The sequence below is a fragment of the Leptolyngbya sp. GB1-A1 genome (assembly GCF_039962475.1).
Taxonomy (GTDB): domain Bacteria; phylum Cyanobacteriota; class Cyanobacteriia; order Elainellales; family Elainellaceae; genus Leptolyngbya_A.
The window spans coordinates 1-23,610 of sequence record NZ_JAMPLI010000059.1; the positions used below are offsets into that span (position 1 = coordinate 1).

19 protein-coding genes and 1 pseudogene are annotated in these 23,610 nt (G+C 53.3%); 8 read left to right on the forward strand and 12 right to left on the reverse strand.

The annotated features are described in order from the left end of the window. Window positions 1-136: 136 nt before the first annotated feature. From NDI45_RS27080 to xdhA, 3 genes are all read right to left on the reverse strand, one after another. Entirely contained in the window at window positions 137-1,120 is a 984-nt protein-coding gene (locus tag NDI45_RS27080) for an XdhC/CoxI family protein (RefSeq protein WP_348249594.1), read from the reverse strand. Between the two features lie 9 nt (window positions 1,121-1,129). After that, entirely contained in the window at window positions 1,130-3,475 is a 2,346-nt protein-coding gene (xdhB, locus tag NDI45_RS27085) for a xanthine dehydrogenase molybdopterin binding subunit (RefSeq protein WP_348249595.1), read from the reverse strand. 62 nt (window positions 3,476-3,537) lie between these two features. Continuing rightward, window positions 3,538-4,971, reverse strand: coding sequence for a xanthine dehydrogenase small subunit (gene xdhA, locus NDI45_RS27090; protein WP_348249596.1), 1,434 nt, complete (start codon window positions 4,969-4,971; stop codon window positions 3,538-3,540). Window positions 4,972-5,310: 339 nt separating this feature from the next. On the opposite strand from xdhA, the gene hpxO reads away from it, so the two are divergent. The 3 genes from hpxO to NDI45_RS27105 all read left to right on the forward strand — a co-directional run bounded on the left by hpxO (window position 5,311) and on the right by NDI45_RS27105 (window position 8,420). Beyond that, window positions 5,311-6,471, forward strand: a complete 1,161-nt coding sequence (gene hpxO / locus NDI45_RS27095; RefSeq protein ID WP_348249597.1) for an FAD-dependent urate hydroxylase HpxO — start codon at window positions 5,311-5,313, stop codon at window positions 6,469-6,471. 12 nt (window positions 6,472-6,483) lie between these two features. Then, window positions 6,484-6,993 carry a 2-oxo-4-hydroxy-4-carboxy-5-ureidoimidazoline decarboxylase gene (gene uraD, locus NDI45_RS27100; protein ID WP_348249598.1) on the forward strand — a complete coding sequence of 170 codons (510 nt, stop codon included), beginning with the start codon at window positions 6,484-6,486 and terminating at the stop codon, window positions 6,991-6,993. A 188-nt stretch (window positions 6,994-7,181) separates the two neighbouring features. Then, the gene (locus tag NDI45_RS27105) at window positions 7,182-8,420 is read left to right on the forward strand and encodes a VWA domain-containing protein (RefSeq protein ID WP_348249599.1); all 1,239 of its coding nucleotides are present in this window, start codon (window positions 7,182-7,184) and stop codon (window positions 8,418-8,420) included. 32 nt (window positions 8,421-8,452) lie between these two features. Here the strand turns inward: NDI45_RS27105 and NDI45_RS27110 are convergent, their stop codons facing one another. Continuing rightward, on the reverse strand, window positions 8,453-8,932 hold the full coding sequence (locus NDI45_RS27110) for a CRR6 family NdhI maturation factor (RefSeq protein WP_348249600.1): 480 nt from the start codon (window positions 8,930-8,932) through the stop codon (window positions 8,453-8,455). A 266-nt stretch (window positions 8,933-9,198) separates the two neighbouring features. Between NDI45_RS27110 and rplI the strand changes: the two genes are divergently transcribed. Then, a complete protein-coding gene (gene rplI / locus NDI45_RS27115) occupies window positions 9,199-9,660 on the forward strand; it encodes a 50S ribosomal protein L9 (RefSeq protein ID WP_190792756.1) in 462 nt (153 codons plus the stop codon). A 228-nt stretch (window positions 9,661-9,888) separates the two neighbouring features. Next, window positions 9,889-11,241, forward strand: a complete 1,353-nt coding sequence (dnaB, locus tag NDI45_RS27120; protein ID WP_190792779.1) for a replicative DNA helicase — start codon at window positions 9,889-9,891, stop codon at window positions 11,239-11,241. A gap of 140 nt (window positions 11,242-11,381) precedes the next feature. Here dnaB and NDI45_RS27125 read toward each other — a convergent pair whose 3' ends face one another. Continuing rightward, complete coding sequence (locus NDI45_RS27125) at window positions 11,382-11,939, reverse strand: FKBP-type peptidyl-prolyl cis-trans isomerase (protein WP_190792757.1); 558 nt, start codon at window positions 11,937-11,939, stop codon at window positions 11,382-11,384. Window positions 11,940-12,069: 130 nt separating this feature from the next. Next, window positions 12,070-12,390 (reverse strand): phasin family protein, encoded by a 321-nt coding sequence (locus NDI45_RS27130; RefSeq protein ID WP_190792758.1) that lies wholly within the window; start codon window positions 12,388-12,390, stop codon window positions 12,070-12,072. A 253-nt stretch (window positions 12,391-12,643) separates the two neighbouring features. Between NDI45_RS27130 and NDI45_RS27135 the strand changes: the two genes are divergently transcribed. Beyond that, window positions 12,644-12,952 carry a TIGR03792 family protein gene (locus NDI45_RS27135; RefSeq protein ID WP_190792780.1) on the forward strand — a complete coding sequence of 103 codons (309 nt, stop codon included), beginning with the start codon at window positions 12,644-12,646 and terminating at the stop codon, window positions 12,950-12,952. A gap of 278 nt (window positions 12,953-13,230) precedes the next feature. Then, window positions 13,231-13,590 (forward strand): zinc ribbon domain-containing protein, encoded by a 360-nt coding sequence (locus tag NDI45_RS27140; protein ID WP_190792759.1) that lies wholly within the window; start codon window positions 13,231-13,233, stop codon window positions 13,588-13,590. A 66-nt stretch (window positions 13,591-13,656) separates the two neighbouring features. On the opposite strand, the gene NDI45_RS27145 is transcribed toward NDI45_RS27140, so the two are convergent. The 3 genes from NDI45_RS27145 to ppc form a co-directional block, all read right to left on the reverse strand. Then, window positions 13,657-16,296, reverse strand: coding sequence for a DEAD/DEAH box helicase (locus NDI45_RS27145; protein ID WP_190792760.1), 2,640 nt, complete (start codon window positions 16,294-16,296; stop codon window positions 13,657-13,659). Between the two features lie 178 nt (window positions 16,297-16,474). Next, a complete protein-coding gene (locus NDI45_RS27150; protein WP_348249601.1) occupies window positions 16,475-17,077 on the reverse strand; it encodes a rhomboid family intramembrane serine protease in 603 nt (200 codons plus the stop codon). 114 nt (window positions 17,078-17,191) lie between these two features. Continuing rightward, window positions 17,192-20,272: a phosphoenolpyruvate carboxylase gene (gene ppc / locus NDI45_RS27155; RefSeq protein ID WP_190792762.1), complete on the reverse strand. Its 3,081-nt coding sequence runs from the start codon at window positions 20,270-20,272 to the stop codon at window positions 17,192-17,194. Between the two features lie 337 nt (window positions 20,273-20,609). Here ppc and NDI45_RS27160 point away from each other — a divergent pair, with 337 nt between their 5' ends. After that, window positions 20,610-21,959, forward strand: a complete 1,350-nt coding sequence (locus NDI45_RS27160; protein ID WP_348249602.1) for a recombinase family protein — start codon at window positions 20,610-20,612, stop codon at window positions 21,957-21,959. 48 nt (window positions 21,960-22,007) lie between these two features. Here the strand turns inward: NDI45_RS27160 and rnc are convergent, their stop codons facing one another. The 3 genes and pseudogenes from rnc to NDI45_RS27175 form a co-directional block, all read right to left on the reverse strand. Continuing rightward, window positions 22,008-22,679: a ribonuclease III gene (rnc, locus tag NDI45_RS27165; protein ID WP_348249603.1), complete on the reverse strand. Its 672-nt coding sequence runs from the start codon at window positions 22,677-22,679 to the stop codon at window positions 22,008-22,010. Window positions 22,680-22,742: 63 nt separating this feature from the next. Further along, window positions 22,743-22,955 (reverse strand): annotated as a pseudogene (locus NDI45_RS27170) (transposase); the annotation flags it as partial. Window positions 22,956-23,049: 94 nt separating this feature from the next. Next, window positions 23,050-23,433 carry an IS630 transposase-related protein gene (locus NDI45_RS27175; protein ID WP_348249604.1) on the reverse strand — a complete coding sequence of 128 codons (384 nt, stop codon included), beginning with the start codon at window positions 23,431-23,433 and terminating at the stop codon, window positions 23,050-23,052. Between the last annotated feature and the right edge of the window lie 177 nt (window positions 23,434-23,610).

Genomic DNA, 23,610 nt, shown 5'->3' on the forward strand with positions numbered 1-23,610 from the left:
TCATCTGCATAAGCTTCAGAAGTTGCCGGGGCGCATCGTGCGGTACTTTAAACATCCTGCCATTGCTTATGCTGCCTGACCTTATGCACTCTCTATACTTGCCAGGTTAATAACTATCGTGCCTAATTGTGCCTCCTTACAAACGGCAAGAGAGCGATCGTCCTGATCCCCCTCGTCTCACCATGATCAGTTCTGCCACAATGCTGACAGCGATTTCTTCGGGGGTGAGTGCGCCAATGTCTAAGCCGATCGGGGCATAAAGGGTTTTGAGTTTTGCTGCTTCAATGCCCGTTTGTTCGATCGCTTGATACACTTGCCGTACCCGCTTTTTACTGCCAATCATGCCCAGGTAACAGCAGGGGATTTGTTTTTGCAGCAAAACAGTGAGGGCTTCCAAGTCAAACAGATAGCCGCGTGTGACCAGTGCCACGTAAAGCTGAGACTGTGGCTGTAAGCAATCGAGGATTTGGGCGATCGGCTCTCGGAAAATTTGGTTTGCCTGCGGATAGCGGTCTGGGTTTGCCCAGTCGGGGCGATCGTCCTGCACCCAGATTTGGAAACCTGCCAGGTGAGCGACTTTTGCAAGCTGTTCGCCGACATGGCCTGCGCCAATAATGAGGAGAGTGGGTGGGGGGTGGAGAGTTTCGGTATAGGTAGGTGGAGGAGTGAGAGGATGGGGCGACGGGGGAATGAGAGGGTGAGCGGAGGTAAGGAAAGGGGATTGGTGAGGAGACAGGGGGGTGGTGAGGGTGAGGGAGTGACCGGATTGGAGGAGATCGACGATTTGTTGGGCGAGGGTGAGGGATTCGCTGCCTTGCCATCGTTGGAGCCAGATTTGCATTTTGCCGCCGCAGATGCCTTCTTGCAGTTGATTGGGAGAGCCTGTAAGGTCGATTTGAACGAGTTGAGGTTCTCCGATTTCCAGGACGGTTTTGGCTTGCTGGATGACTTTGCCCTCGCCTGCGCCGCCGCCGATCGTGAAAAAGATGCGATCGAGGGTAAGGATCATTTTTGCGCCTGCTTCTCGCGGTACAGAGCCTTTGACATGGATAACGGTTGCTAGCACTGCCGGGGTGTGGGGGAGAAGCTGCGTGAGTTGACGAAAGCATTCCAGGGACATGGTTTGCCCCTATTCAGCGCTGAGGACTGGAAGCCGTTCTGATGCCAGGATGGAGTTGGCTTTGACTTGCTCGATCGCCCATAGCGTTGCTTCAGGGGTCGCCGGAGCCGCCAGAAGGACTGCATCTGTATTGCCAAATGCCGCTACTGCTGCCCGAATCGCTTCTCGGACGGACATTGCCAGCATGAACGGGGGTTCACCCACGGCCTTGCTGCCGTAAATCACGCCTTCCTGAGCAGCCCGTTGGAGCAAATGCACCTGGAAATGTTCGGGAATCTCGCTGATCGTGGGAATTTTGTAGGTGCTGGGGGCAAAGGTTCGCAGTCGTCCCTCAGTGTCCCAGACGAGTTCTTCCATGGTGAGCCAGCCCATGCCCTGCACAAAGCCGCCTTCGATCTGACCGAGATCGATCAGGGGATTGAGCGATTCGCCCACGTCATGCACAATATCGACCTGCCGCAGCTTAAACGTCCCGGTGAAACCGTCTACTTCTACTTCGCTAACGGCTGCTCCGTAGGCATAGTAATAAAAGGGTCTGCCGTGTCCTTTTACTGCGTCCCAGAAAATATTGGGTGTGCGGTAATAGCCTGTGGCAGAGAGGCTGATGCGATCGTTATAGGCACGCTGCACAACTTCATCAAAGCCCACGCGCAAACTGGGATAGCCGCGACAGAAGATCCAGTCTTCGGCAAATTCCAGATCCTCCGGCGCGTCGAGGTTCAGCAGCGGAGCAGCGACGATCGCCAGTCGAGATTTCAGGGTTTCGCAGGCATCTTTCACCGCTTGCCCGTTCAGGTCAGAGCCGCTAGAAGCCGCCGTTGCTGAGGTATTGGGGACTTTATCAGTGCTGGTGGGCATGACGCGGAAGCGATCGATCCGCACCCCCAAAGATTTTGCTGCTACCTGGAGCATTTTCGTGTGGAGTCCCTGCCCCATTTCTGTACCACCGTGGTTGAGCTGAATGCTGCCATCGGTGTAGATCAGCAGCAGTGCGCCTGCCTGGTTGTATTGGGTTTTGTTAAACGAGATGCCGAACTTGACGGGTGTGATTGCCAGTCCACGTTTCAGGTCGGGGTTCGCTTGATTGAAAGCGTTGATCACTGCCTGTCGTTCTGCATAGTTCGATCGCGCTTTGGCTTCGTTCCAAACGCGCAGAATTCGGTTATCGACAATTTCCTGACCGTAGTGAGTCGTATTGCGATCGCCGTCCGCATCGTCTTCGCGGTAAAAATTGCGTTCGCGCACTTGATCGGGGGATAGGTTCAGCTTGCGGGCGATGCGATCGATGATTTCCTCGATCACGATCATGCCTTGCGGTCCCCCAAAGCCGCGAAATGCGGTATTCGAGACCTTGTGGGTTTTGGCAATTCGTCCCCGCACTTCCACATGGGGTAAATAGTAGGCGTTATCAACGTGTAGCATTGCCCTTAGCAGCACAGGCGGCGATAGATCCAGGCTCCAGCCTCCGTCTGCGTAGAGATCTAGATCCAGCGCGGTGATCTGACCTTCTGGGGTAAAGCCAACGCAGTATTGCCCTAAAAAGCCGTGCCGTTTTCCGGTCAACATCATGTCCTGGTGTCGCCGCAGCCGCACCCGCACCGGACGACCTGTTTTTCGGGCTGCCACTGCTGCGATCGCCGCAAATGGATTTGCCTGAGTTTCTTTACCCCCAAAGCCGCCGCCCATTCGCAGACAGGTAACAGTGACTTGATTGCTGGCAATTCCCAGGACTCGCGCCACAATAATCTGCGTTTCCGAGGGATGCTGCGTTGAGGAATAGACGTGATAGTGCCCTTCGCCGTCCGGGATCACCCAACTCGCCTGGGTTTCCAGGTAAAAATGATCCTGCCCGTTCATCTCAATTTCGCCTTCCAGCACGATGTCCGCTTGCTGAAGGGCGGTTTCAGGCTCTCCTCGGCGGATAACCTGCGGCGCATTGTGAAAGCTATTGGCGTTGATTGCCTCCTGAATTGTGCAGATCGGCTGGAGCAGCTCGTATTCCACCACCACCCTGGCGGCTCCCAGACGGGCAGCTTCTTCACTTTCCCCGGCCACCCAGACGATCGCCTGTCCCCAATAGCTCACGTCCGCCACGGGCAGCAAAACCTCATCCTGCACGATCGCTCCGGTATCGTTTGCCCCCGGTACGTCTTCTGCCGTCAGCACCGTCACCACTCCCTCGATGTCGTAAGCCCCACTCACGTCGATTCGAGTAATCTGTGCCCGTGCATGGGGAGACAGCACCGGAGAGAGCGATAGCATGCCAATCAGCGATCGCTGATCGTCGGTATAGACTGCCTTACCGCTCACATGGGAGACTGCGCTTTCGTGGCTTTTGCGTTGTCCGGTGGGCATTTGCTGACCTTCCTGATGATGTTGTGCCGATTACCCTGAAGCGAGAACTGCTTTGCATTCCACTAAGCGCCAAGGGCAACAGCTTGACGCTCCATTTCCACAAAAAACTTCTCAAACAAATTAGCAATGAGCAGCTTGCGATAGTCCGCACTGGCTCGCAGATCGGTCAGTGGCGTAAAGGCTTCGCGCAAATCGGGCTTGACCTGCTGCACCGTTTCCCTTGTCCAGGACTGACCGATCAATCGCTGCTCCACTTCGATCGCCCGCACCGGAGTTGCTGCCACTCCCCCATAAGCCAGCCGAGCCTGAAGAATTCGATCTTCAGCATCCAGATCGATCGTGAACGATGCTGCCACAATGCTGATATCGTCTGTGCCTCGCTTGCCGATTTTATAGGACTGGCTGAGGCGACGGGCTGCACCGGGCGTAGGCTGACGGGGAATTTGGATGGATCGAATTATCTCTCCGGGCTGTAGCTCAGTTTGGCGATAGCCTTTAAAGAATTGCGCGAGGGGAAGCGATCGATCTCCCGCTATCCCTGTAATTTGCACTTGTGTATCTAGAGCCAGCAGCACCGGGGGCAAATCGCCGATCGGGGAAGCCGTACCCAGGTTGCCGCCGATCGTTGCCCGATTGCGAACCTGACGCGCTGCAAACCAGTGCAGCATTTCGTCCAGACTGGGAAAGATGCCGCGCAGCTGAGTTTCCACCTGGCTCAACGGCACGGCTGCCCCAATTTCAACAAAATCCGGCGTTTCCCCAATCTGCTTGAGTTCGCTGACCGCCTCCAGGGAAATCAGGATGGGGAAAGATTGCCGATGGTGACTCATTTCTAGCCCCAGATCGGTTGCGCCTGCCACCAGAACCGCCTGTGGGTTATGCTGCAACAGATCGATCGCCTCCTGAAGCCGGGTGGGACGAAAGAACTGCTGCTCATGATCGGTGTAGCGCACTGGCTCCAGATTGGTGGTAGCCGCTACCAGCGTTTGGGAAAAGCGATCGACCGGGGTTGCCTTTGCGACTTGCTGCGCCGCCCGACGAATTGGCAGGTAGCCCGTACAGCGACAGAGATTGCCCTCTAACGCACCATCATCGAGCGTGCCATCGTAATAAGCCGCAAACAGACTCATGATAAATCCCGGCGTACAGTAGCCGCACTGCGACCCGCCCGTTTCCACCATTGCCTGCTGCACCGGATGCAGTGCCCCGTTTGCGATCCCCTCTACGGTAATAATTTGCCGCCCTGCTAGCGATCCGATCGGAATCAGACAGCTATTGACTGCTTGATAATGAGGCTGGTTGTCTGCCCCTTCTGCCACGATCGCCACTGTGCAGGCTCCGCAGTCTCCATCCCCGCACCCTTCTTTTGTGCCGACCCATCCGTTAATCCGCAGATATTCCAGGAGCGTCGTCGTAGGCGAAATGCCCTTTAGTCGAACGCGATCACCGTTAATCGTGAGCGACAAACTGGTTTCGAGCTGTTCTTGCTGTGTCACCGTTTCCCCTCCCAGCTGTCTGCAAACCTGGGTGCGATCGACTCCTGCATTTTGTTTGTCATCCCGCCCCGTACTCTCAACACTACTATCTGGACTGTAGCGGTTTCGCTCGTCTGTTGCCCAGCAGGTTAGAAAATCTTGAAATCTTGGGAGTGAAATCGAAACAGAACGGAAACTTATCGCCCAAACTCGATCGACACTCCGACGAAGTTCCCCTCACCCTTCCCATCACTCATCACTGCATAGTGTGTACGATCAAACAGACAGAACGGCTGTAACTGCTAATACAATCTACAGACGCAGATTCAAGACACAAAACGGGCAGCGAGCGGGGGAACGATGCAGCAGCTAAAGATTGTTATTATCGGGGCGGGAATTGGGGGGTTAACCGCAGGCGTTGCCCTTAGTCGAGCCGGATTTGAGGTCGAAATCTACGATCGCGTCCGAGAACTGCGTCCGGCGGGGGCAGCGATTTCGGTCTGGTCAAACGGGGTGAAGGTGCTGAATTCCCTCGGCTTGGGTCAGCCCATGGCGCAAATCGGCGGCTTGATGGAGCGCATGGAGTACCGCACTCAAAACGGCGATCTGCTCAATGCGATCGATCTCGCTCCCCTGGTGCAAACGGTCGGACAGCGACCCTATCCGGTAGCTCGAACCGATTTGCAAACAATGCTGCTGAATGCCTTTCCGGGAGAAGTGAAGCTGAACGCTCGCTGCGTTGGTGTAGAAGAAACCGAGACAGGCGTGACGGCAGTGTTTGAGGATGGACATCGCGCCACAGGCGATCTGGTGATTGCGGCAGACGGGGTGCGATCGGTTCTCCGTGAATTTGTGCTGGGGCATTCGGTTGAGCCAATCTACGGCGGCTATGTCAACTGGAACGGCTTGGTTCCCATCAGTGCCGATCTGGCTCCGTCAGACACCTGGGCAATTTATGTAGGCGACTTTAAGCGGGCTTCGATGATGCCTGTGGCAGGAAATCGCTTTTATTTCTTTTTTGATGTGCCCATGCCCAAAGAAAAAACCTCGGAACTGGGCGAGATTCGCTCGGACTTATCGCAGTTTTTCCTGGGCTGGGCAGATCCGGTACAGCGGCTGATCGAGCGACTGAATCCTGAAACCACCAATCGCGTCTTGATTCACGATGTGGGACCGATCGATCGCATGGTGCGCGGTCGGGTTGCGCTGCTGGGAGACTCTGCCCACGCTACCTGTCCGGATCTAGGTCAGGGCGGCTGTCAGGCAATGGAAGATGCTTATGTGCTCACACAGTTCCTCCTTACGACAAACCTCAGCGTTCAAGATGCTCTGCACCGCTATGAAGCCGATCGCCATCCCCGCACCTGCGCGATCGTCCAAAAAGCTCGTAAACGTGCCGAGCAAATTCACGGTAAAGACCCGGACATTACGCGTCAATGGTATCGGCAGCTTGCTACCGAAAAACCGACCGACGTAACTGATTCGATCGCTAACACGATCCTGGGTGGACCGTTGAGATAGTTGCTGAACCCTATGCCTTTCTCCATCGCTGAACTGAACGCCTTTTCTCGGGAAGAATTCGTCGCCGCCCTGGGCACAGTTTTTGAAGAAACTCCCTCGATCGCCGCTCAAACCTGGCACAGCCGCCCTTTTGCCGATCGTGCAGATCTCTTCCAAAAGCTGATCGCCACAATGCAGCAAATGACCCCAGCAGAAAAACTCGCCCTGATCCGCGCTCACCCCGATCTAGGCAGCAAAGTCAAAATGGCAGCCGACTCCGTCCAGGAGCAATCCGGCGCAGGACTCGATCGCCTCTCCCCAGAAGCATTCAATCGCTTTCAAACGCTCAACTACGCCTACAAAACCAAATTCGGCTTCCCCTTCATCATCGCCGTCCGCAACCATAGCAGAGCGAGCATTTTAGCGGAATTCGATCGCCGCCTGCAAAACTCGATCGCTGCCGAAACGCAGCAAGCCCTCACAGAAATCACCCAGATTGTTCAATTTCGTTTGGGCGATCGAGTGGTTGATTCTACGTCATAAAGAATGTTTGAGCAGGGTCATAAAGGATGTTTGAGCAGTCGCCAATCTCCTCCATCGCCCCATTTCCCTATCCATCCACCCGTACCCCGCCCAAAAATTTCAAGCCAAATTCCGTAAGATGGAAATCTCCCGTTGAAGTACCTTTTTTCACCGCTATCCTCACCTCTTCATTTCCAGGAGCGATCGTTATGCGAGTGGGTTTACAGGCAGCCTTGAGCGATGCCCATCTCAACCTGGCGCAGGCAAACCACCAAAGACAGCTTGCCGTTTCCTTGTCTGCCCTGCCCGAATCGATCGGCAGAACTGCTCCACTTAACCTTTGCCTGATCCTGGATCACAGCGGTTCAATGAACGGGCGACCCCTCGAAACCGTCAAGCAAGCGACGCATCGCATTGTGGATAGCCTGTCTCCGGGCGATCGGCTTTCGGTCATTGTGTTTGATCACAAAGCCAAAGTGCTAATTCCGAATCAGGTGATCGATCATCCTGCTGATATCAAAGTTGAGATTAACCGCATCAAAGCCAGCGGCGGCACGGCGATCGACGAAGGAATGCGGCTCGGCATCGAAGAACTTGCAAAAGGCAAGAAAGACGCAATTTCCCAGGCATTTTTGTTGACCGACGGGGAAAACGAGCACGGTGATAACGATCGCTGCTTGAAACTGGCAAACCTGGCTGCAAGCTATAACCTGACCCTGAATACCCTTGGCTTTGGCGATCGCTGGAATCAAGACGTGCTGGAGCAAATTGCCGATGCAGCAGGCGGAACGCTCTCTTACATTCAGCAGCCCGAAGCCGCCGTTAGCGAGTTTAGCCGTTTGTTTACCCGAATGCAGTCTATCGGGTTGACCAATGCCCATTTGCTGCTAACCCTCAAGCCCCAGGTGCGATTGGCAGAACTCAAACCGATCGCCCAGGTCATTCCCGACACGATCGAGTTGCCCGTGACCCCGCAGGGTGCAGAGTATGTTGTTCGATTAGGCGATTTAATGATTGACGTGCCGCGTGTGGTTCTTGCCAACCTCTACATCGGTACACTGCCCGAAGGCACAGAGACAATCGCCGAGGTTCAGGTGCGCTACGATGATCCACTGATTGGGGCAGAAGGGCTGCGGTCTGAACGAATTCCGATCCAGGTAATGACCCAACAAAACTATCAGCCCGCGCTCAATGATCAGGTGCAGCAGCACATTCTGGCGCTGGCAAAATATCGCCAGACCCAAATTGCTGAAAGCAAACTCCAGCAGGGCGATCGAGCTGGAGCCGCAACTCTGCTTCAGTCCGCTGCAAAAACCGCGCTGCAAATGGGCGACCAGGGCGCAGCCACCGTTCTGCAAGAAACCGCAACCCGCCTTCAGTCTGGGGAGGAATTGACCGAGGCCGACCGCAAGAAGACGCGCATTGTCTCCAAAACAATTCTTTCCTGATTGAAATTATTTCCTGATCGATCGGTTCTGGCCTACGCGCCAATCAGGTCAAAGAAGGCATCGTCGATTTCATAGCCCACCATCTGCGTCAGAAACTTTACTTTGGTGCGGTTAAAGCTGCCCTGCTGCTGGAGCCAGTCGATCAGCACAAAAACCTTTCCCATCACAAAGATTTCCAGAGCCTCCGGGTTAAACTGAATTCCCTCAATGGGGCTGAACTGATGCGGAACCAGCATCGCCGTGTAGCGTCCCAGTTCGCCTGCTTCCCAGTCCAGTAGATAGGGTAGCCAGGGATAGCGAGCATCCAGCCGGATAAACCAGAGGCGCACTTCTGGGACCTCAGACAGCTCTCGCGGATCTTCTGGCTCACGCGGAAAGTCAATCTCAAAGCAAATCTGCTGCCCCTGAGTGCCGATCGACCCGTCTGTAATCCATTTTTCAATCACCGTCTGAGCGGGCGAGAGATCCAGCCGATTTAGGTGATTTGCATCCAGCTTAATGGTTGTACTCATATCTTTGCCTGCGAATTGTCTTTGCCTGCGAATTGAGTGAATCTTTGCGGGCACTGCCAGATAAACGCCAAGTTTTTGGGTGTAGCTTGTTGGGCGCGATCGTTGATACCTAGAGCATTATAGGGCGACAAATTGGAGAATATTAGGAGCGCGTGGCTCAAAGTTGCTCAAAAATAACTTGCGATCGGTTGTCTCAGTTCGCTACGATGATATGCTGGCAATCTTTTAATCGGAATAGAGCGTACCGCAAGCGTACAGGAAAGGCTATGGCAAAGCGTATTCAGTTGGTCTTGAATCAAGACGTAAGCAAGTTAGGTCGGGCAGGCGATGTGGTAGAGGTCGCTCCCGGCTATGCCCGGAACTATCTGCTGCCACAGGGGTTTGCAGTCCGCACGACTCCCGGCATTCTCAAGCAGGTCGAGCGTCGCAGAGAAGCTGAGCGGCAAAGATTGCTCGAGCTCAGGCAAGAAGCAGAAACCCAAAAGGCAACCCTGGAAAAATCCAGCCGTTTGTCGATCTCAAAGCAGGTGGGCGAAGGCGATGCAATTTTCGGTACGGTGACGGCACAGGAAGTTGTCGATCTGCTGCAAAGCAATCTGGGTCTGGAAATCGATCGCCGCAGCATCAGTGTTCCCGACATCTCAACGCTGGGTTCCTACAAGATCGACATCAAGCTGCACCCCGAAGTCACAGCAACGATCGACATTCAGGTGGTTCCCCTGCGGTAGGGCGATTCCAAAGTTTCGCCATGACTGGTGCAGACGGGGGGCTAAAGCCCCTTGTTTTGTGCTGTTTGATATTCTGCTGTTTAACACGGAGTAAACAGACATTTGATGAATTTGCGGATCGATCGCATTCAGGCGAGCCGAGTAAGGATAGAATACTGAGTACCAAGCTGACTTAGTACGAAAGTACTGATTTTCCCTGTCCTGCTAAGCGTTCTTTCCATGTCGGGTCTGATGCACGAACTTAACTTTCAAGGCTATAGCGATCGAGTTCCGCCCCAAAACATTGATGCCGAAGAAGCCATTCTGGGCGGAATTTTGCTTGACCCGGAAGCGATCGGGCGAGTGCTAGAAATCCTGCGTCCCGAAGCGTTCTACATCAGTGCCCATCAGGAAATCTATCGGGCGGCAACCACGCTCCAGGCCCAGGGCAAACCCACCGACCTGATGAGCGTCACCACCTGGCTCTATGACCACGGACTGCTGGAAAAAATTGGCGGACAGACTCGCTTAGCCGAACTGGTCGATCGCACGGTCAGCGCGGTCAATATCGATCAGTACGCCCAGCTTGTGATGGATAAGTATCTGCGCCGCAAGCTGATTTATGTGGGAACCGAAGTGGCTCAGTTGGGCTACGACATTGCTTCTCCGATCGAAAAGATCCTCGATCAGGCAGAGCAAAAAGTGTTTAACATCACCCAGGTTCGCCCCACTCAGGCACTTATCGCCACATCAGACATCCTCACCTCCACTTTCTCTGACATTGAAAGCCGATCGCTCGGTCTGGTACTGCCCGGAATTTCCTGCGGCTTCTACGATCTAGATGCCATGACCCAAGGTTTTCAGCGATCGGATCTGATCATCGCAGCGGGTCGTCCTTCGATGGGCAAAACCAGCTTTGTTCTCAATATTGCCCGCAACATTGCCGCCTTTCACAAGCTGCCGATCGCCGTTTTCAGCCTGGAAATGTCCAAAGAGCAGCTTGTTTATCGTCTGCTGTCTAGCGAGGCACAGGTCGAGAGCGGCAGATTGCGATCGGGTCGCATTGCCCAAACTGAATGGGAGCCTTTGGGACACGCTATCAGCACCCTGTCTCAACTGCCAATTTTCATTGACGACACGCCGAATATCTCCGTGACTGAGATGCGATCGAAAGCCCGCCGCTTGCAAGCCGAACAGGGTGGAGCAATGGGTTTAATTTTGATCGACTATTTGCAGCTGATGGAAGGCTCTGGCGATAACCGGGTGCAGGAACTTTCTAAGATGACGCGATCGCTAAAAAGCCTGGCGCGTGAATTGCAGGTTCCCATTATTGCCCTGTCGCAGCTCAGCCGTGGGGTTGAATCACGAACGAACAAACGCCCAATGATGTCGGATCTCAGAGAAAGTGGTTCGATCGAGCAGGACGCCGACCTCGTGATGATGCTGTACCGCGAAGAGTATTACAACCCGGATACGCCCGATCGCGGCATTGCCGAAGTCATCCTCACCAAACACCGAAATGGTCCCGTGGGCACTGTAAAGCTGCTGTTTGAGCCTCAGTTTACTCGCTTTAGAAATCTGGCGGCTCCAACGCGATCGTAGCAATCAATCGACTAATCCTACTCAACGAAGCCGATTAAACGAAGCCCTTTAAAGAGAAAAGACGCTCGATCGAACGCCTCTCTTTTTTCTCAATGGTTTTGAGTTGATCAGGATTTCTGGAAATTTTATCGTGAGGGCAATTAGCCGATCTTCAGCAGTTCCACATCAAAAATCAGCGTTGCATTGGGCGGAATCACACCCCCTGCACCTCTTGCGCCATAGCCCAGATCCGGTGGAATAATCAAACGACGCTGACCGCCCACCTTCATCGTGCTAATGCCTTCATCCCAGCCTTTGATCACTTGCCCTGCACCTAGCCGGAACGAGAAAGGACGGTTGCGATCGCGGGAGCTATCAAACTTCGTGCCGTTTTCCAGTGTGCCCGTGTAGTGGACGTACACCGTCTGCCCTGCTTCAGGAGTCGCGCCGCTGCCCTCGACTTCATCAATATATTTCAAGCCAGAAGGCGTCGTGACAACGTTTTGATTTTCATTCGCCAGATTTTCGTCAGCCATAGCAATTATCGTATCAGGGGCAGTTACAGAAGGGGCGGTTGAAACTTGAGCGATCGTCGGAGCGTTCACTGGGCTGGATGCGGGCACGGCAATTGCCTCTGCACCTCGGTTTGTCAACTGAGCTGCAACAATGATCACCAGACACGCCAGCATCACGCCGAAGCTAATCAAAATTTCTCGCAAAGCAGTCCTCCTGTTTTTCTCAGGTTTTTTCAACGGAATGACCAGAAATAATCAATCAGGCACATTCCTCAGCCTCATCCCTCAGTTTACTGCTTGATGCCCTGGCAAACCCGCTCAAAATCGCAAATTTCTATCGCCAAAGCCGATTTTCGAGATCGCGCACCTGTCGTTCCAGGCGATCGAGCCGTCCGCGCAGTTCATCCATTTCATTTTGGCGCGGCACACCCAGATCCTGGAGCATATTGCGGAGCTGTCGCTGCATCTGGGCTTCCCAGTTCGTCTGTTCAGACTTGATCTGCTGCATAATTTCATTTGCCAGATGGGCTGCCTGCTCCGGGTCAATTCGACCGTCCTTGACAAGCTGGTCGCTCACCTCCCGCAGTTTGTCGGCAACCTGGGACGTAGTATTGATTCCCATCGCAATCAATTCTCTCAGAAGATTATTGTCCATGCTGATTCCTTGGTGTCTGCCTGAAGAGGCTAGCTAGAAGACAGTAAGCTGCCCATCGTGAAATCTGGCTGATGGCTCTCAGAAGCGCAACAAGCAAACCGTCTGCTTGCAGGAAGCCATGAGAGCATTTTTGCCCGTAGCTTTATTCTGGCAAATTTGCCACCCGGTCGAACATTGACGCTACCGTATTCCCCGAACTCTCAAACTGTAGAATGACGAAAAGATCCAGAGACGTATGCAGGATGAAAAAGGCATGGTAATTGAATGGCTGAAGTTTCGCGTCATGCCGGAGCTTCGAGAAAAGTTTGTGCAAAAAGATGATGAAATCTGGACGGCAATCCTCTCGCAGTATCCAGGTTTTTTACGCAAGGAAGTCTGGATCAGCCCTGACCAGCTTGATGAAGTGATTGCCGTCATTCACTGGGAGAGCATGGAAGCCTGGAAGAGCGTTCCTGCGGATGTCCTTGAGCAGACCGACACCCGCTTTGCAGAAGCAATGGGAGCAGGCAATCAGGAAATTGTGGGAGCGGCTCGGTATCAGGTGCGAAAGCGGTATCCTTGAAAGCGGTTTTTGGAGTTGCAGAAGATAGCTGCATTGCCTCCTAAATTCCCCAGCTTTTGACCTGCCGCTCTAAAAGGCTTTTCATCTACCGCTCTCAAAGAGCGAGGGGAGACTTTGAAAACCCAACGGCGATCGCTTCTCGCCTGGGCAATTGGGCTGAGGATAGGCGAAGATGAACTAAAGCTGAGTTTGCCCTTTTGGACTGTTTCAGAATTTCGCCCTGCCTTTGCTTTGTTTCGATATAAGTTTCGATTAAACTTTTCGCCGCTTTGCCTCTGATGCCAACTTGCCCTCGTTGTAATCAGCCTGTTGATCCCCAGGCGATCGCCTGTCCCTTTTGCCGAACCACGCTAAAAGCGCATGGACATCCGGGAATTACCTTGCATCAGGCAATTGGGTCTGAGTATCTTTGCGATAGCTGCACCTATCACGCCGACGACACCTGCAACTATCCTCAGCGTCCCTACGCCAGGGAATGTACCCTTTACCATGACGATCGCCAGCCGTTTCAGCCCGTTCGATCGGCTCGTCCCGCGTCTTTTTCGCTCTGGTTTCAGCGGTATCTGCCCCAGATTATGATTTTGGGACTATTGGGCGTGAGCTTTTTGATTGTGCTGTATCAGCAGCAGCAGCGTTAGGGGTTGGTTGAGGAGCTGCAGTGCTCCCTAAATCCTTCCTGTAAGAGGTTTATTCATCACATCCGCTTAGTCTGTAGCTTCGTTCACGGGGAAGCGATCGATCAACTGAATGGCGCGACGCGCATTTTGCTTCAGCTCATCGGCGATATACGGCACGTGAGGAACCTGCGAAAGGAAGTCTACGGTTCGCCGCAAAATTCGCACCACGTCGCCTTCGTCCAGGGTAGTGTGGCTACAAAGCTCCTGCCATTCGATGCCGAGTGCCCACTGTTCGATTAGCCCGATCCAGTCAGACTCCAGCCAGGCGGGGAAGGCGATCTGGTAGCGACGCTGAAGCTTCAGCAGTTCTCGCCGCACGCTCCAGACTTCGCTGAGTGCCTCTCCGATTTCGCCGGAAGGCTCGTAGCGAGTCCAGTTATCGGGACGGGACACTTCGGTGACGAGGGCAGCGCAGACGGCAGCAAGGTGATGGGGTTCCAGCCTGTCCAGTTCGCCCGATGCGAGTGCTAGCCCCAGCCATAGCTCATTGTCTCCCCGGATCGCGGCGGCAACCTGTCCGAGCGGCGTTGGCTTGTTGTTTGCCAGGCAGCCGAAGTGTCCCAGAACTTCCATCAAATTCAGGAATTCCTGCCAGTAGCGTTGAGAATATTGAGCAAACTTGCTTTTCCGACTTTCAAGCTCTTCTTCCAGCTTCCAGATGCGCTTTTGCCGCTTGATCAGATAGCCCGGATCGCCCAGCTTCCGCAACGGATGATTTTGCATCTGCTCCTCGATCGCTGTCACCCGTGCCTGCTGTTCTTCCACTTCTGGAGCGGCATCCTGTTCTAAGTCAACCACGGGGATTTGACGGACGATCGCCAGCGTATTTTCGTCGCTCCGCTTGATCGAACCGACTTTCGGCGGCAAATCTTCGGGCGGGGTAAGGCGATCGACCTGCGACAGACGCGGATACTCGGCATGGAGTCCGATGACATCGGAAACAGCGACAACATACCAGCGATTATCCTGCCCTAAGCAAACTAGATAGGGGAACTGTCCCGATCCCGGCACTTTCATGACCAGCGTGGCAGGCAAAGGCACAGACATTTGCTTAGTTTTCAGCGTCAGCAGCGTTCCCGATACGGCAAAAGCAACCGCCATTGCCACCTGATCCGCCTGCATTTCCATTGCCTGATGCTGCAAAGTTTTCAGGAGCCGCCGCTCTTCCCGTAACCGATCGCTCAGCTTTTCGTACTGCGCCACCAGGTCAGCATTAAGTTCTTTAATTTGTGATCGCTGAAGCTCAATTTCGGCAATCAGATCATTAATGCCCTGCTGCTGGGGCTTTAGATGCAGCGTTGCTAAATAGTGACCAAAACTGCGCTCGACCAGATTCTGCGCTTCTTCGATCGAGTGGGTTTGCAGCAGGTTCAGCACCATGCCGTAGCTGGGCGTAAACTGGCTCACCAGCGGATCAGCTTTTGATGTTGCCAGATACGCCGCCTCGGTCGCGCCTTCGTAGGGAGTTTGTACCGTAACCACATGACCCAGAAGATCCATGCCGCGTCGCCCTGCCCGTCCTGCCATTTGCAGAAACTCGGAGGCATTCAAGAGGCGATGCCCGCGATCGGTTCGTTTAGAAAGGCTGGAAATCACCGTGGTTCGGGCAGGCATATTGATTCCGGCTGCCAGCGTTTCTGTTGCAAACACGACTTTGATTAAGCCCTGCTGAAACAGCTCTTCAATCAGTCCTTTCCAGGCAGGCAAAACGCCCGCATGGTGCGAAGCAATGCCGCGATAAAGGGATTCGATGTGTCCTACCCGTCCGGCTTCTGGATTTCGCTCTAAAAATGCGTCGATCTGCTCTTTCAGTGTTGCCGCTTCTCGGTCATTGACCAGCGTGAGATGGCTAAGGTTTTCCACCGCTCGATCGCAGCCTCGCCGACTAAAGATGAAATAAATCGCAGGCAGCATATCGCGTTGCTGAAGCTGACCCAACACAAATTCGATGTAGGGAGCCTCCTGCCGTCCGCGAGGTTTGCCCCCCTTAGGCTTCAGTCGTGGGTTAATTGCCTTCTGGCTATCGTTTAGCAGCGGAAATAGCCCCTTCGGATTGCAGAAATGAAACTGAAGCGGAACCGGGCGAAAGTCCGAATAAATCAGCTTGGTGGGACCATGCACCCGATCGATCCAGTCGGTCAACTGATCACTGTTGGCGATCGTGGCAGACAAAGCAACCAACTGAATTCCAGGTGGCGCGTAGATAATTGACTCTTCCCACACCGTCCCGCGCTGGCGATCGTTCATGTAGTGGCATTCGTCCAGCACCACCGCTTCCACATCAATGACCGAAGTTCCTACCTGACCAATCGGCGTACCGTAGAGCATATTGCGGAAGATCTCGGTCGTCATCACGATAATCGGTGCGTCCCGATTCAGCGATAAGTCTCCTGTCAACAAACCGACGCGATCGGCTCCAAACTCATCCCGGAAGTCACGCAATTTCTGGTTAGAAAGGGCTTTGAGCGGGGTGGTGTAGAAAACCCGCTTGCCCTTTGCCAGTGCTCGATGGATGGCATACTCCCCGATCAGGGTCTTTCCCGATCCGGTTGGGGCACAAACGACCACAGACTCTCCCGCATTCAGCGCGGCGATCGCCTCTTCTTGAAAGTCATCGAGTTTGAACGGAAACAGGCTACGCAGATCGGGAGTTGTGGAAATATTCACAAAAACTGGCTCAACAATAACTGACGCGATCGATCGAACAGCTTAACCACTGCTCTTCCTCATCATAATTCTTATTTGTTTGTCAAGAGCTTGCAGTTCCGCTTTGGCAGCTGAGAAGGGGCTTGAGAGGCGATACCTGCGATCCGGTAATCTTTAAGGAAACCTTGCAGCAATCCCCTCAAAAATCCCTGGACGATCGGCGTTTTGCTCTCGGTTCTGCCAGCAGTCGTGCCGCTACAATGCCGCCAATAAAGCCAAACAGGTGCATCTGCCACGAGATTCCGGGCATTCCCGGTAACACGCCCCAGATTAAACCGCCATACATCAGCCCAACGACGATCGAAAACAAAATCGAGCCAATTCGCCGCTCAAAATAGCCCCGCGACAGCAGAAACCCCAAATAGCCAAAAATCACGCCACTTGCGCCAATATGCAGCGTAAAAGGTGGAGCGACCAGCCAAGTTGCCAGCCCACCGATCAGCATGACGATCGCGCTGACTACAAAAAATTCGTTTGTGCGGCGCAGCATCACCAACCAGCCCAGCACCAGAAACGGAGCCGTATTCGCGATGAGATGGGGAAAGTTGCCGTGCAGAAAAGGCGCGAACACAATGCCCCGCAGCCCAACGATCGATCGCGGCAAAATCCCAAACTGATTTAGCAAGCCACTCAGCCCCGTATCAATGATCTCTAAGCCCCACATCAGTGCAACAAAAGCAGCCAGAATGCTCACTTGCGCTTTGACTTCGTTGACGAGCCCTCGAACTTCTGACTTGCTCATAGCTGAATCTGAGATGGATTGAAATGGGCTGAATCGATCGTGAAACTAGTTCCATTCTAGTCAGAGCAAAATCAAATCAGCCCAACTTTTAGCCCAACCTTTACCCCAAACTAATCAGCCCGTATTTCGCATTCCAGCGGCGATGCCATTGATCGTGAGCAGTGCGCCGCGCAGCAGTTCGCCCCGACTGTAGCGCGATCGAATCACGCCCGAAGAACTAGACTTGTGCTGACGCAGCCGTTTCAGCAGCGATACCTGCAAAAAGCCCAGCGGCACGATCGTACTGTTTCGCAGCTGCACCGATCGCTGCAAATCGGGATCACCATCAAGCAGCCGTTTATGTCCAGTGATGATCAGCACTAGATCGCGGGTAAGGTGATACTCACTGGCAATCTGCTCAAACACGCGCTCAAATCGCTCTAAATCCTCCGGGGGCGAGAGTTCCTGGACGTATTGATGGGCGATCGTTAAATCAACTTTGGAGAGGGTCATTTCGCACTTGGAAATCACCATCTTAAAGAAGGGCCACTTGTAATAGAAGTAGCGCAACAGCTTCAGGTTTTCTTCGGGTTCTTCTTCCAGGAAGCTTTGAATTGCCGTTCCCACCCCGTACCAGGAGGGCAGCAGGAATCGGGTTTGCGTCCAGCTAAACACCCAGGGAATTGCTCGCAGCGTCGTCAGGTCTTTTTGCCCACCACTCCGACGCGCCGGACGAGAGCTGATTTGAAGCTGGCTGATTTCTTCGATCGGCGTCACGGACAGGAAGAAGTCGAGAAAGTCAGGCTGTTCATAAATCAGCTTGCGGTAGTGGATGCGCGATCGATCCGCCAACTCTTCCACAACTTCGCGCCACGGCTCAATGTCATCAAAGCCGCTCTTGAGCAGACTGGCTTGCAGCACGGCAGTGGTCACGGTTTCCAGGTTGTAGAGTGCTAGTTCCGGCAGATTGTATTTTGATGCCAGCACTTCGCCCTGTTCAGTAATCTTGATGCGTCCGTCAATGCTGCGTCCGGGCTGTGCCAGAATTGCGTCATAAGCGGGACCACCACCCCGACCTACAGAACCGCCGCGACCGTGGAAGATTCGTAGGGCAACGCCATACTGTTCAGCAATCATTTGAAGTGCCTGCTGCGCCTTGTGAATTTCCCAATTGCTGCTGAGGAAACCCGAATCTTTGTTACTGTCGGAATAGCCTAGCATCACTTCCTGAAGCGGCTTCACCGGATTAGACGATTCCGCCTCGCGTCCGGCATAGTCACCTGACAAAGAAGCCCGGTAAAACGGCAGCTCAAACAAACGCTGCATCACTGCCGGGGCACGCTGAAGATCCTCGACCGTTTCGAACAGCGGTACAACATGAAGCGTTCCGGTTCCCGTTGCAGGATCGTAGAGCCCGGCTTCTTTTGCCAGCAGCAGCACTTCCAGTAAATCGCTGACGTGATGGCTCATGCTGATGATGTAGGTCTGGCAAATATCAGTGCCAAACTCCTGCTGAAGTCGCCGCACCATCCGCAGCGTTTCGATCGTCTCCTTGGTCTTCTCCGAAAAAGGCAGCTCGCTCGGAATTAGCGGACGGCGGGTTTGCAGCTCAGTTGCAAGAAAAATAATCCGCTGGTCTTCGGGCAAATCACTATAGCCAGTTGGCAGGATTTGTAAGTAGTCAATAATTTCAGTGAGCGTATCCGAGTGGCGATTGCTTTCCTGCCGGATGTCGAGATGGGCCAGGAAAAAGCCGTAGATTTCCACCTGACAAATCAGATGATCCATCTCGCGGCAGTCTAGCCGGGTTTCCTTCAGGTTGCGCTGGATGAGCTGGAGTTCTGCCAGAAAGTCTGTGCCCGATCGATAAAAAGTGGTTGGCGTTTCCTCGATCGCTTTTGCCTGGAGATAATCGCTGTTATAAAGCTGCTGACTGCGCTCCAGCGTGTTTTCCAGCCGCTTTTGAATGTATGCCAGCTTCAGTCGATAGGGTTCCTGGCGAAACTTAATTGCGTGCTGCTCATACACTTCTGGCAACTGAACCTGATCCTGCTCTAGCGATTCCAGCAGTTCAGGCAGCACATCACTCCAGTGCAGCGACATACTCAGCAAGTTGATCAGGTTTTTGACGGAGTTGATGTACTTCGAGAGCACCAGGTTTCGCTGATAGCAAGCCGTTTTCCAGGTAATCTCTGGTGTGACAGACGGGTTGCCATCGCGATCGGAACCGACCCAGGAGCCAAACTTGCAGAAGTTGTACTTCGGCGGACGCAGATCGGGAAACGTGGCTTTGAGCGATCGATTGAAGCGTTGATAAAGCTGCGGAATCGCATCAAACAGCACTTCCTGGAAGTAGTGCAGCGCGTAGTCTACCTCGTCCAGCACCGTCGGCTTGAACTGGTGCAGCTCATCCGTCCGCCACCAGAGCCGAATTTCGTCCGTGAGTCGATCGCGCAAATCCTCGGTTTCCCAGGAAGAAGACAACCCAACCACCTTCAGATTTTCCTCAGCGCGATCGAGCTGCCGCAAAATGTTGGCAATGCGTCGCTGCTTGTCACGGATCGTGTGGCGCACAATTTCCGTGGGGTGTGCGGTGAAGACCAATCGCACATCAAGGTTGTCAATAATTTGCTGAATCAAGCGGGGCGGCACGTTGAGGGCACGCAGGCGGGGCAGCAGTCCTTGCAGGGTAACGGCTTCGCGACGTTCTGAAGAATCATGGAGCGTTCTTTCCAGCAGGTCAGCGTGGAGGTTGCTGCCGTTTGACTCTGCATCTTCGAGCGTTGAAGGAGTTGCGTTAAACACCAGGGATCTGCCCCCAGCTTGCTCGTAGGCAGCTCGATATTGCTGCTGCTGTCCGCGCTGCTCATAGTGCTGCTCAACGATATTAATCAGCTGAAAATAGAGCGCAAACGCACGGGCAGCCCGAATTGCTTCGTTTAAATCCAGGGCTTCGATAACCTTTAGCGCAGAGGATTCGATCGCTTCTTGAACGCCTTCTTTTTTCGCGTAAATCAATCGCAGCTGATGCAGCAAATCGACCAACTGCTGACCACATTCCTGCTGTAAAACTGCTTCCCACAGATCCTCCACGATCCGCAGTCGATGACGCAAAAATAAATCAGAGGCACTATCAACCGTCATATCGTCAAATTCTGCCTCGGTCAGAGTGTTAGAAGGAAAAGCGTCGTCTGAAGGATGCAGGGTGGAGCTCATAATCTATCCGCGCAAGATCATTTGATAATTCTAGGGGTTTTATTCCTGCAAATCCAGATTTTTCGCAGGTTGGCGGGGTAAGACGCAGTTCAAGTTAAGAAGTTCTAACTTTCTTAAGTTTTCTGCTCGATCGCTTAACGCTCAATCAATTCTTCGAAGGAACAATTTTATGTTGAAGCTTCACAACGCTGTGCTGTACCTAATTTTCTCCAAGCAAAAACTGCTTCGCATCGCTCTTTTTCCTCCCGATTTTGGCTACTCTATACACGACTCTGTACACAACACGACTTGTACACAGACGCTAAAAGAGCTTTTTTTTAGTCGATAAAAAGCCACAATGACCGCTTATTCAAGCATCGACTCTGGAATCGTGCTGGCTTACGCTTACACCGATCCACTCTTTGAGGCAGTGCCCGATCGAGCGATTTGGGGCAGAACGATCGATCGCATCTATCAGGATTTGGGGGGCGCAAAACAGGCTTCCGCTGAAAGCAATCGACCGCAGCTTCAGCAGCTCGTGCGCGATTGTCAAACTGAAACGGTCGCTTGTGTGCTGGTGCGTCATCTGGAAGAACTGGGCGACAGTGTAGAAGAGGTGGGCGAGCGCCTACGGGAATTTGAGCAGCTTGGCATTCCTCTGATTGCGATCGCAGAACCCATTGGATCAGTCGATCAGCCCCTACGTCGATCGGATGTGCTGCATCTGCTGCAAACGGTTCAGCAAAGCCATGCTAGCCGCAAGCTGAAGCGGGGTCATGCCCAAAATCGCATCAAAACCCTGCCGCCTCCCGGCAAAGCTCCCTACGGCTATCGGCGTGGCAAAGACCGCTACACGATCGATCGCAGTACGGCTCCCGTGGTGAAAGATTTCTTTGAGCACTTTTTGCTTTATGGCTCTTTGCGAAGCAGCGTGCGCTATCTGCAAAAGAAATACGGCAAAAAAATTTCGGCTTCCACGGCAAAACGCTGGCTAACCAGTCCGGTGTATCGCGGCGATCTGCGCTACCACAACGGAGAAACGGTGCAGGATACCCACGCGCCCATTTTGTCACGAGACGAAGCGGCTCAGGTCGATCGCCTGCTGCGGCGCAATCGGCGAATGCCTGCTCGCTCTGCCAGTGCCCCGCGATCGCTGTCGGGACTCGTCACCTGTGCTAACTGCGGATCGGCGATGAAAATCAGCCGTGTCAAAGCAACTCGCGCTCACCCGGAATATCTGTATTTGCGTCCGGTGAACTGTGAACATCAGCCCAAATGCCGCGCCATTCCTTATCAGAAAGTGTTGGAACACACGATCGATCGCGTTTGTCAGGATCTCCCTCAGGCAGTAAACACCGCACCCCTTCCCGATATTGACGGTATTCAGCAAGGCATCTCAGGTCAGATCAGTGCCAAACAAGCCATCCTCGAACAGTTGCCGTCTCTGGTGCAGCAAGATATTTTGGACTCAGAAACCGCTGACCTTCGCGCCTACAAACTGCGAACCGAAATGGCAAATCTTCAGGTAAAGCTGGCACAATTGCCTCCAGTGAACCTGAAGACGATCGCTCAAGTGGTTTCAATCCCCCAATTCTGGCTGGATCTATCCGAAGCCGAACGCCGATTTTATTTCCGGGAGTTTATTCGCGAGATTCAGATTATTCGTGAAGAGAACAATTGGCAGATTAAGCTGGTATTTATTTTTTAGAATTCCCCTGCTGGATCTCACCCGACTATACGGATTCGCTAAAGCTGTTCACGGCAAACCATCTTCAATTCGTTTCAGTGCATCTTCTGCTGCCTGTGTATTTGCGGCCTCTTTACTGCCTCCCCTGCCTTCACCAAAAACTTGCTCTCCGATATACACCCGCGCTCTATACAGGGGTTCATGATCGGTTCCTCCAATTCTTTTCGGAACATATTGAGGCAGCGTTCCAAATTTGAGCTGGGCTAATTCCTGAAGGCGGCTCTTAGGATGTTTATCTGCTCGACTTGAAAGCACTCTAAACGGCACTCCGTCAAACAGATTATGAATATGAGGACGTAGCATTCTGAGCTGTTTTTGGCGATCGAGATAGTAGGCTCCCACAACAGCTTCAAAAGTGCTGCTCAGTAATCTTGCCTTTTGCCGACCTGTTTCGCTTTCGCCTTCGCCTAATCGCATTCTGTCAGCTAGACCGATCGTGATGGCAAACTGGGCGAGCTGTGCTTCATCCACCAGGGCAGCCCGATAGCGAGTCAGTTCACCCTCTTTCAAGTTTGAAAAACGCTCATACAGATACTCGCCACTCAAAAAGTTGAGAACGGCATCGCCCAGAAACTCCAGCCGCTCATTGTCCTGCTCGCCGGGATGTTCGTTGGCATAGGAGTCATGGGTCAGGGCTTGCTGCAAAAGCGTTTCGTCACGGAATCTCAGCAGTGGGTGCATGGATGATTCAAATCTTCAAATAATGACTGCGCCTTCAACAGCATATAGCAATCGAGGGGTTGGTTAGGACAGGTGTCTAAAGGCATTATCCATCACGACGACTCGCCCTGGCTTCAACTGCCCGACCAGACACTGCTGTATCCAGGTTTCCACCAAAGCCGTATCGCAGTAACCCTTGAAGGTCAGCGGTGCCACCACTTGACGATGACACCAAGCAGCAATCATACTGACCCGCTGGGTGCGGTGCCCTAACTTCAATGCCTCAACCCGCTCAGATTGAGCATACCAACGTAGGCATAGTCTTCCGTGTCATCCCCCCCTGCTTCATCGACGTAAACCAGTTGTTCTGCTGCATACGTTTGCAAATGAGCTAGGAAGGCTTGCTGTTGCGCTTCATCCCGCTCTTGATAGCCATCGCTCTTTTTTTACGAGTGAAACCAATCCGCCTGAGGGCCTTGCTGATGGTGTGGTCACTAATCGATTCATGCCACTGCGCTGCCATCCCCTTCTGGGTCAAATGTCCATGCTCAGAGGCAAAGGTTCGAAATTGCTCCAAATCGGCGATCTTCCCTTGAGGACCCCGTCGGTAAGCGCGAATGGCACTAACCGAACCCGTTTCCTCCCGTCGTTTGAGCCATAAGTCGATCGTGTTGCGACTGATGTTAAACAAGCGGCTGACGTGAGTTTTGCAGTATCCGTTATCAATGGCATCGAGCACTTTTTGACGCAGGTCATCGCTGTAGGGACTCGGCATGACAGGAGTGTTGAGTGAGGAGAGATACCTCTATATTCTGTCCTAATCAACCCCTCGATCGCTATATCCCTGTTTCATCACTCTAGGCAGAGGAAAAGCGCTGAGGAGCCAAGTGAGGCAACCAGCCTGGAAACTGGTTGATCTGGTCAATTAGGCTCATAAACCCATGTCCTAAAT